Raw genomic sequence first — 8,459 nt, forward strand, 5'->3', positions numbered from 1 at the left:
CCGGCGCGCGGCGGGCTCCCGGTAGGGTCCTGGGCGTGATCGAACTCGTGCGTAATGTCCGGCTGTGGTTCGCGCCCCGGCAGATCCGGGAGGAGGGCGGGACGCCGGACTACCGGTTCTCCCTGGCCAACGAGCGGACCTTTCTGGCCTGGCTGCGCACCGCGCTCGCTCTGATCGGCGGCGGCTTCGCGGTGGACCAGTTCCTGCCGGACCTGCGCTGGGCCTGGCGCGCGGGCCTCGCTCTCGCGCTGTTGGCGGCGGGGGTGCTGTGCTCCCTGCGGGCGGTCAACCACTGGGTGCGCTGCGAGCGGGCGATGCGGCGCGGCGAGGATCTGCCGGTGTCGGGGTTCCCGGCGGTGCTCAGCATCGCCGTGGCGGTCGTCGCGGTCGCGATGATCGTCGTGGTCCTCGCCGGCTGGGCCGGATGACCCCGGCGGCGCGCGAGGAGCGGGATCCCGGCCTCCAGCCGGAACGCACCCGGCTCGCCTGGCGACGTACGACCCTCTCCAGCACCGTCGTCGCCGTGCTCGCCGCGAAGGCCGCTCTCCAGGACAGGGACTCGGCGGCCGGGATCGCGGCCTGCGCGGTCGCCTGCGTCCTGTGGCTGTGCTTCCTCGCTCTCGCCCACCACCGCATCCGGACGCTGGCCCTCGCGGGCCCGGCAGGCCCCGACACGCTCTCCCCCCGGCACGCGGTGGCCACCGCGGCGTGCACGCTCCTCCTCGCGGTGTGCGCGGTCGCGCTGGTGTTCTAGCGCCTGCCGTCCGGACCGGCCCGGGTCCTCCGCGGGCTCCGGCCACGCGGCCGTACGCGATGCGGGCCCGTGTAATTCCCAGGTCCGCCGGGAACCGCACGGGGTCGAAATGCGTGCCAATGATCCGAAACACACCCCTTTGCGGCGATAGCCTGAGGTGCCGTTCCGCCCCGCTCCGGAGGCGGACGGACCACCCACTCCACGCCCAGCCGAAGGTGAGCACGATGACCACCCTTCACCAGGAGCACCCCACCCACCAGCACACCCACGGCCCGGACTGCGGTCACTCCGAGGTGCGGCACGGGGACCACGTCGACTACGCGCACGACGGGCACCTGCACCGCGAGCACGCGGGTCACTGGGACGAGTGCGAGCCGAGCGCCCACGTGGCGCACGAGACCCACACCCACCAGCACGGCGAGGGCTGCGGACACCCGGCGGTCCCGCACGGCGACCACGTCGACTACCTGCACGAGGGGCACCGGCACGCCGAGCACGAGGGCCACTGGGACGACCACTGACCTCCACGCTCCGACGGCGTCTCCCCCGGTTCCGGACACTCCGGGGGAGACGCCGATCACGTTTCGCACAGCCGCTGGACGACATACCGACTGGTCGGCATCATGGTCACGACCCGTTTCCGTGTGCTGAGGAGCAAAGATGAGTCCGGACCACCCGCCAGGTCTCGATCTCGACCGGCTGCGTGACCTGCTCGACCGTGAGCGGCCCGGGCTGGTGAACGGCCCGCTGACCGGCCGGCTGATCGAGGGCGGACGGTCCAACCTCACCTACGCGGTCTCCGACGGCGCCTCGCGGTGGGTCGTACGGCGTCCCCCGCTCGGCCACGTGCTGGCGACCGCGCACGACATGAAGCGCGAGCACCGGGTGATCAGCGCGCTGCACCCGACGGCCGTGCCGGTCCCGGATCCCGTGCTGCTGTGCGAGGACGACTCGGTGCTCGGCGCCCCGTTCTACGTCATGGAGTTCGTGGAGGGCACGCCCTTCCGTACCGCCGACCAGCTCGCCCCGCTCGGCCCGGAGCGCACGCGCGACGCGGTGCTCGGCCTGGTGGACACGCTGGTGGAGTTGCACGCGGTGGACCCGGCCGAGGTCGGGCTCGCCGACTTCGGCCGGCCGGAGGGCTTCCTCGACCGGCAACTGCGCCGCTGGGGAAAGCAGTTGGACGCGTCGCGCAACCGCGACCTGCCGGGCATCGACGAACTGCACGCGGCCCTCGGGCGTGAACTGCCGGTCTCCCCCGCGGCCACGGTCGTCCACGGCGACTACCGGCTCGACAACGTGCTGATCGGCCCCGACGACCGGATCAGGGCGATCCTGGACTGGGAGATGTCCACCCTCGGCGATCCGCTCACCGACGTGGGACTGCTCGTCATGTACAGCACGCGCCTGGAGCTTCCCGACTCGCCCATCAGCACCACGGCTTCGGCCGCCGGACACCCGGAGGCCGCCGAGATCGTCGAGCGGTACGCCGCGCGCTCGGGGCGCGACGTGTCCGCGGTCTCCTGGTACACGGCGTTCGCCTGGTTCAAGCTCGCGGTGATCCTCGAGGGCATCCACTACCGCTACACGAAGGGCCAGACCGTCGGCGCGGGCTTCGACCGCATCGGCGAACTGACGCCCGTCTTCATCGAGCACGGCCTGACCACCCTTCAGGAGGGCTGATCCGCCATGGACTTCGGATTCGACGCGCGCACCGAAGAGCTGCGCCAGAAGCTGCTCGCCTTCATGGACGAGTACGTCTATCCGGCGGAGGCCGTCGCCGAGGAGCAGCGCGCCCTGCTGGCCTCGCCGTGGGACACCCCCGCCGTGGTCGGCGAGTTGAAGGCCGAGGCCCGCCGTCAGGGCCTGTGGAACCTCTTCCTGCCGGACGCCGAGTACGGCGCCGGACTCACCAACCTCCAGTACGCGCCCCTCGCCGAGATCACCGGCCGCAGCCCGCACCTCGCGCCCACCGCGCTGAACTGCGCGGCGCCGGACACCGGCAACATGGAGGTGCTCTCCCAGTTCGGTGACGAGCGGCAGAGGAAGCAGTGGCTGGAGCCGCTGCTGGCCGGGGAGATCCGCTCCGCGTTCGCCATGACCGAGCCCGAGGTCGCCTCCTCCGACGCCACGAACATCACCACGCTGATCGAGCGGGACGGCGACGAGTACATCATCACCGGCCGCAAGTGGTACATCTCCGGGGCGATGAACCCCGACTGCAGGATCTTCATCGTGATGGGCAAGACGGACCCGGACGGCCCGGACATCCGCCGCCAGCAGTCGATGGTCCTGGTCCCGCGGGACGCACCGGGCCTGGAGGTCCGCCGTGCCATGCAGGTGTACGGCTACGAGGACCACTCGCACGGCGGGCACGCGGAGGTCGTCTTCGACCACGTCCGGGTCCCGGTGACCAACCTGGTGGGCGAGGAGGGCGGCGGTTTCGCCATCGCGCAGGCGCGGCTCGGTCCGGGCCGGATCCACCACTGCATGCGGCTGATCGGCATGGCCGAGCGGGCCATCGAGCTGATGTGCAGGCGGGCGGTGTCCCGTACGGCGTTCGGCAAGCCGCTGGCCCAGCAGGGCGTCGTGCAGAACTGGATCGCCGACGCGCGGGTCGCCGTCGAGCAGCTGCGTCTGCTGGTCCTGAAGACCGCCTGGATGATGGACACCGTCGGCAACAAGGGCGCCCACACGGAGATCCAGGCCATCAAGATCGCCACTCCGCGCACGGTCGTCGACATCCTCGACAAGGCTGTTCAGCTGCACGGTGCGGGCGGGGTGAGCCAGGACTTCCCGCTGGCCGAACTCTGGGCGAGCGCGCGGACGCTGAAGCTCGCCGACGGGCCGGACGAGGTCCACCAGCGGTCGCTGGCGTACCGGGAGATCAAGAAGTACGCGTGACGCGGCGGGGGCGGGGGGAGTTTTTCGCCCCTCCGCCCCTCCTCGGCCCGTTCCCGGGGGCGCTGCCCCCGGACCCCCGCCCGCTTCTCCGTCGCCGCGGGGGCTGAGTTCGCCGGCCGGCAGACCTCAGGTCCGGGACGGGAGCCTACGGGCGCAGGGCGCGCAGCAGGAGGTCCGCCAGGTGGTCGGCCACCTCCTGGCGGGCGAGGGGGCCGTCCGGGCGGTACCACGTCGACAGATGGTGGACCGAGCCGAAGTGGTAGTCGACGACCAGGTCGGCCGGCGTGGCCGTGGAGAAGACGCCCTTCTTCTGGCCCTCCTCGATCAGCGCGCGGAACCGCTCGTGGTAGCGGCGCCGCTCGGAGCGCACCTGCTTGAGCTTCTCCGGGCCGAGGTGGTGCATGGAGCGGAAGAAGATCGAGGCGTCATCGAGGTTGTCGATGGTGGTGACGACCACGTCGGCGGCCGCGCCGCGCAGCCGCTCCTCCACGGGCGCGTCCGAGTCCGCGAAGGCGTCCAGCCGCTCCTGCTGGAGACGCAGCACGCGCGCGTAGACCTCGTGCAGCAGGTCGTCCTTGGAGCCGAAGTAGTGGTACAGCGCCCCCTTGGTGACGCCCGCCGCCTCGACGATCTCCTGCACGGAGGTCCGGTCGTAGCCCTGCTCGGCGAAGAGCCGGGTGGCGGCGGCCAGCAGCCGCTGCGGGACGGGCGTACCGTCACCGTCCGTCGTCCTGGGCACTGCCGCCACCTGCCTTCCGTGCGTTCACATCGATCACTGTCGTCCTCGGGGCCTTCCCGGGAACCGCTGGGGCCCCCGGGAACCGTCGGCCCCGGGGCCTACGGGGAGTCCTCGGTGCGGGAACGCAGTTCCCGCCGCAGGATCTTCCCACTCGCCGTCTTCGGCAGTTCGGGCAGGATCACCACCTGCCGCGGATATTTGTAGGCGGCCAGTCTCTCCTTGCACCAGGCGGCGAGCGCGTCGGGGTCCTCGGAGGCGCCCGGCCGCAGGCTGATGTAGGCCTTGACGGTCTCGCCGCGGTAGCCGTCGGGGATCCCGACGACGGCCGCCTCACGGACCGAGGGGTGGGTGTAGAGGACGTCCTCGACCTCGCGCGGCCAGACCTTGAACCCGGACGCGTTGATCATGTCCTTCTTGCGGTCGACGACGTAGAGCCAGCCGTCGGTGTCCATGAAACCGATGTCACCGGTGCGCAGTTCGCCGTCCGGGAACGTCTCGGCGGTGGCGTCGGGGCGCCGCCAGTAGCCGGGCACGACCTGCGGGCCGCGCACGAGGATCTCGCCCTGCTCCCCGAAGGGGACGTCCTGGCCCAGGTCGTCGACGATGCGCACGACCGAGTCGGGGCCGGGCACACCGACGGCCAGCGTGCCGGAGACGGGGTCGACCGGCGCCTCCAGGCCGGGCGGCACGGAGGCGCAGGGCGCGGTGCACTCGGTGAGCCCGTAGCCGTTGCGGATGTACGGGCCGAAGCCGGCGCGGAACTTCTCGACGAGGGCCGGCGGCAGCGGCGCGCCGCCGGAGGAGATGTTCACGAACGAGGAGAAGTGGTCCGGTGTGGCCGACGGGTGGGCGGCCAGCGCCATGAAGGCGGTGGAGGGTCCCACGGTGTAGAGCGGCCGGTGCTCGGTGAAGGCGTCGAGGACGACACCCGCCTCGAAACGGTAGGCGAGGACGAGCGTGCCCTCGCTGTTGAGACAGGCCGCCAGCTGGCAGACCATGCCGGTGATGTGGAACAGCGGTGCCATCGCGAAGTACACGGGCGCCTCGGGCAGGGCGAGCCCGGTCCGCTGCCGCTCGGCGTTGTACATGATGTTGCCGTGCGTGTTGGTGGCCCCCTTGGGGGTGCCGCTGGTCCCCGAGGTGTAGCTGATGAGGGCGATGTCGGACGGGCCGAGATCACGGTCCTCCGGGGCGGCATGCCCCTGCCGGGCGACGGCCACGAGGTCGTCGGCGCCCGCGTCGAGGGGCAGCCGCTCGAAGGACAGCACGCGGCTGTCGCCCCGGGTCTGGAGGTCCAGTTCGCAGGCGGTCAGGACGATCCGCACGGGCGAGTCGGCGGCCGTCTCGCGCAGATACGTGTCCCACGCGCGGTCGGAGCAGACGAGGGCGGTCACCTCGGCGTCGTGCAGGACGTGCCGGACCTCCCCCGACTTGTACATCGGGTTGACGGGTACGACCGTCGCGCCGGCCTTCCAGGCGCCGAGCAGGGCGAGGACGAACTGCGGGGAGTTCTGGAGCAGGACGGCCACCCGGTCGCCCCGACCGAGGCCGCGCCCGGCGAGGTGCCCGGCGACGGAATCGCTCAGCTCGTCGACCTCGCGGTAGCTCAGCCGCCCGTCGAAGTAGGCGAGGGCGGCGCGGTCCGGGGTGTGCGCGACGGCGTCCCGAAGGGCGTGCACCAGGGTGTCGGCGGGGTGCACCGGCGCGCGCTGGGCGTCGTTGAGCAGGGCCACCCAGGGCCGGTCGGCATAGCTGGTCACTCGGTGGTCTCCCACTTCTGCTGGAGGTGGTTCATGTTCGTCATCCAGCGGTCGGGGTCCGCGGCGCGGGCCTGGTAGTACCCGGCGACCTCGGGGTGCGGCAGGATCAGGAAGCGGTTCTCCTCGATCCCCTTCATCAGCGCGTCGGCGACGTCCGAGGGCTCGATCGCGGTCGGCCGGAGCACCAGGTCGCCCGCGCTGCCGGTGGCGGCGAGCATGTCGGTGCGCACGCCCTGCGGGCAGATCGCGTGCACGTTCACCCCGCGGTGGCGGTAGGTGAGGGAGAGCCACTCGGCGAAGGCGTACGCCCCGTGTTTGGTGACGCTGTAGGGCGCGGCGCCGATCATGGTGAGCAGGCCCGCGGCGGAGACGGTGGAGACGAAGCGGCCGCTGCCGCGCTCCAGCCAGTCCGGCAGGAGGGCGTGGGCGGCGCGCACATGGGCCATGACGTTGACGTCCCAGGCGAGGGCCCAGACGTCCTCGCCGGCCGCTTCGGAACCGCCCGAGCCGACCCCGGCGTTCGCGCAGTAGACGTCCACGGTGCCGCCGAGGGCGTCGCGGGCCTCCTCGATGATCAGGGACGCGTCCCCCGGGACCGCGGTCCCGCCGATCTCGCCTGCGACGGCCTTCGCCTTCGCGGCGTCGAGGTCGTTGACGACCACCCGCGCCCCCTCGGCGGCGAAGCATCGGGCCAGCGCGGCTCCGATGCCACCTCCCGCTCCGGTGACGACCACTCCCGCACTCTGCACGGCTCCCACCATCGGTCTCCTTCGACGCGACACGGCACTGCTGCGACGCCAGACTAACCAGTCGGTATGTGACTAGGGAAGGGGCTCCCGGCGCGCGCCGACGGCCGCGTGACAAGCGGCGAGGGGAGAAACGGAACGGGGTCTACGAACTTCCGCCGCGAGCGCTTAGCGTGCACGTGCCAACCTTCCGCGATCACGGAGGTCACACCATGCGCATGTCCCGACGGTCACTGCTCGCGGCCGGCACCGCCGCCGCGGCCCTGACCCCACTGCCCGCGGCGGCGTTGCCGGCCCCGGACTCCGGCCACCGGCTCCGCACGGGGTTCGAGCGGCTCGCCGCCGCCGGATACGCCTCGCTGGGCGGCGGCCGCGTCGGCGTGGTCACCAACCCGACCGGGGTCACCCGGGACGTCCGGCACATCGTGGACGTCATGCACGCCGACGACCGGGTGGACCTGACCGCCGTCTTCGGACCCGAGCACGGCTTCCGGGGCACCGCGCAGGCCGGCGGATCCGAGGGCCGCTACGACGACCCGGCGACCGGGCTGCCCGTCTACGACACGTACCTGAAGAGCGGGCAGCCCCTGGCCGACGTCTTCACGGCCTCCGGCGTGGACACCGTCGTGTTCGACATCCAGGACGCGGGGGCGCGGTTCTACACGTACATCTGGACGCTGTACGACTGCATGGAGGCGGCCCGGCTCGCCGGGAAACGGTTCGTGGTGCTCGACCGGCCGAACCCGGTCACCGGCCGGGCCGCCCTCGGACCGGTCCTGCACAAGGAGTTCGCGACCTTCGTCGGCCGGCAGCCGATCGCGCAGGCGCACGGGATGACGGTGGCGGAGCTGGCCCGGCTGTTCAACGGGGAGTTCCTCGCGAAGCCCGTCGAGCTGGACACCGTGCTGATGTCGGGCTGGCGGCGGAGCGACTTCTACGACGCCTCGGGGCTGCCCTGGGTGCCGCCGAGCCCGAACATGCCGACGGCCGACACCGCCCTCGTGTACTCGGGGACGTGTCTCTTCGAGGGGACGAACCTGTCGGAGGGTCGCGGCACGACCCGGCCCTTCGAACTGCTCGGCGCGGAGGGCGTCGACGGGCGCTGGGCCGCGGCGGCCGGTGAACTGGAGCTGCCCGGCGTGTACTTCAGAGAGGCGTACTTCGCGCCGACGTTCTCCAAGTTCGAGGGCAGGACCATCGGGGGCGTCCAGATCCATGTGCACGACCGCGCGGCGTACGACCCGGTCCGCACCGGGATCGCGCTCCTGGTGACCGCCCGGAAGGTCTGGAGCGGTTTCGCCTGGCGCTCCGACAACTGGATCGACAAGCTGACGGGCTCCACGCAGGTGCGCACGATGATCGACGCGGGCGCGAGCACGGACGAGGTCGTGGCCGCCTGGCAGGACGAACTCGGCGCGTTCCGCCGGACGCGCAAGGAGTACCTGCTCTACAGGTGACCGTCTCGCCGCCGGCCTGCTGGACCGTGCGGGCCACGATGGACAGTCCGAGGCCCGATCCCGGCAGGGCCCGTGCGTCGGGTGAGCGCCAGAAACGGT

The 8,459-nt window shown here is 71.9% G+C and carries 9 protein-coding genes; 6 read left to right on the forward strand and 3 right to left on the reverse strand.

Features of this window, described 5'->3' with window-relative positions; translation table 11 throughout:
* Positions 1-35 precede the first annotated feature (35 nt).
* The 5 genes from ABZT74_RS33675 to ABZT74_RS33695 all read left to right on the forward strand — a co-directional run bounded on the left by ABZT74_RS33675 (position 36) and on the right by ABZT74_RS33695 (position 3,658).
* Entirely contained in the window at positions 36-428 is a 393-nt protein-coding gene (locus ABZT74_RS33675) for a DUF202 domain-containing protein (protein WP_081224047.1), read from the forward strand.
* A complete protein-coding gene (locus tag ABZT74_RS33680; protein ID WP_356177384.1) occupies positions 425-754 on the forward strand; it encodes a DUF202 domain-containing protein in 330 nt (109 codons plus the stop codon). Before ABZT74_RS33675 ends, ABZT74_RS33680 begins: the two co-directional genes overlap by 4 nt.
* Positions 755-978: 224 nt before the next feature.
* Positions 979-1,275 carry a hypothetical protein gene (locus tag ABZT74_RS33685; RefSeq protein ID WP_356177385.1) on the forward strand — a complete coding sequence of 99 codons (297 nt, stop codon included), beginning with the start codon at positions 979-981 and terminating at the stop codon, positions 1,273-1,275.
* 139 nt (positions 1,276-1,414) lie between these two features.
* Positions 1,415-2,437: a phosphotransferase family protein gene (locus ABZT74_RS33690; RefSeq protein ID WP_355874392.1), complete on the forward strand. Its 1,023-nt coding sequence runs from the start codon at positions 1,415-1,417 to the stop codon at positions 2,435-2,437.
* A gap of 6 nt (positions 2,438-2,443) precedes the next feature.
* The gene (locus tag ABZT74_RS33695) at positions 2,444-3,658 is read left to right on the forward strand and encodes an acyl-CoA dehydrogenase family protein (protein WP_356441164.1); all 1,215 of its coding nucleotides are present in this window, start codon (positions 2,444-2,446) and stop codon (positions 3,656-3,658) included.
* 145 nt (positions 3,659-3,803) lie between these two features.
* On the opposite strand, the gene ABZT74_RS33700 is transcribed toward ABZT74_RS33695, so the two are convergent.
* The 3 genes from ABZT74_RS33700 to ABZT74_RS33710 all read right to left on the reverse strand — a co-directional run bounded on the left by ABZT74_RS33700 (position 3,804) and on the right by ABZT74_RS33710 (position 6,918).
* A complete protein-coding gene (locus tag ABZT74_RS33700) occupies positions 3,804-4,397 on the reverse strand; it encodes a TetR/AcrR family transcriptional regulator (RefSeq protein ID WP_355874398.1) in 594 nt (197 codons plus the stop codon).
* 98 nt (positions 4,398-4,495) lie between these two features.
* A complete protein-coding gene (locus ABZT74_RS33705; RefSeq protein ID WP_356177388.1) occupies positions 4,496-6,157 on the reverse strand; it encodes an AMP-binding protein in 1,662 nt (553 codons plus the stop codon).
* Positions 6,154-6,918, reverse strand: coding sequence for an SDR family oxidoreductase (locus ABZT74_RS33710; protein WP_356441167.1), 765 nt, complete (start codon positions 6,916-6,918; stop codon positions 6,154-6,156). Before ABZT74_RS33710 ends, ABZT74_RS33705 begins: the two co-directional genes overlap by 4 nt.
* A gap of 197 nt (positions 6,919-7,115) precedes the next feature.
* Between ABZT74_RS33710 and ABZT74_RS33715 the strand changes: the two genes are divergently transcribed.
* Entirely contained in the window at positions 7,116-8,360 is a 1,245-nt protein-coding gene (locus tag ABZT74_RS33715; RefSeq protein WP_356441170.1) for a DUF1343 domain-containing protein, read from the forward strand.
* Positions 8,361-8,459 lie beyond the last annotated feature (99 nt).

Origin of the sequence: Streptomyces sp. NPDC005302 (assembly GCF_040607345.1) — a bacterium.
In the GTDB taxonomy this organism is placed as follows: domain Bacteria; phylum Actinomycetota; class Actinomycetes; order Streptomycetales; family Streptomycetaceae; genus Streptomyces.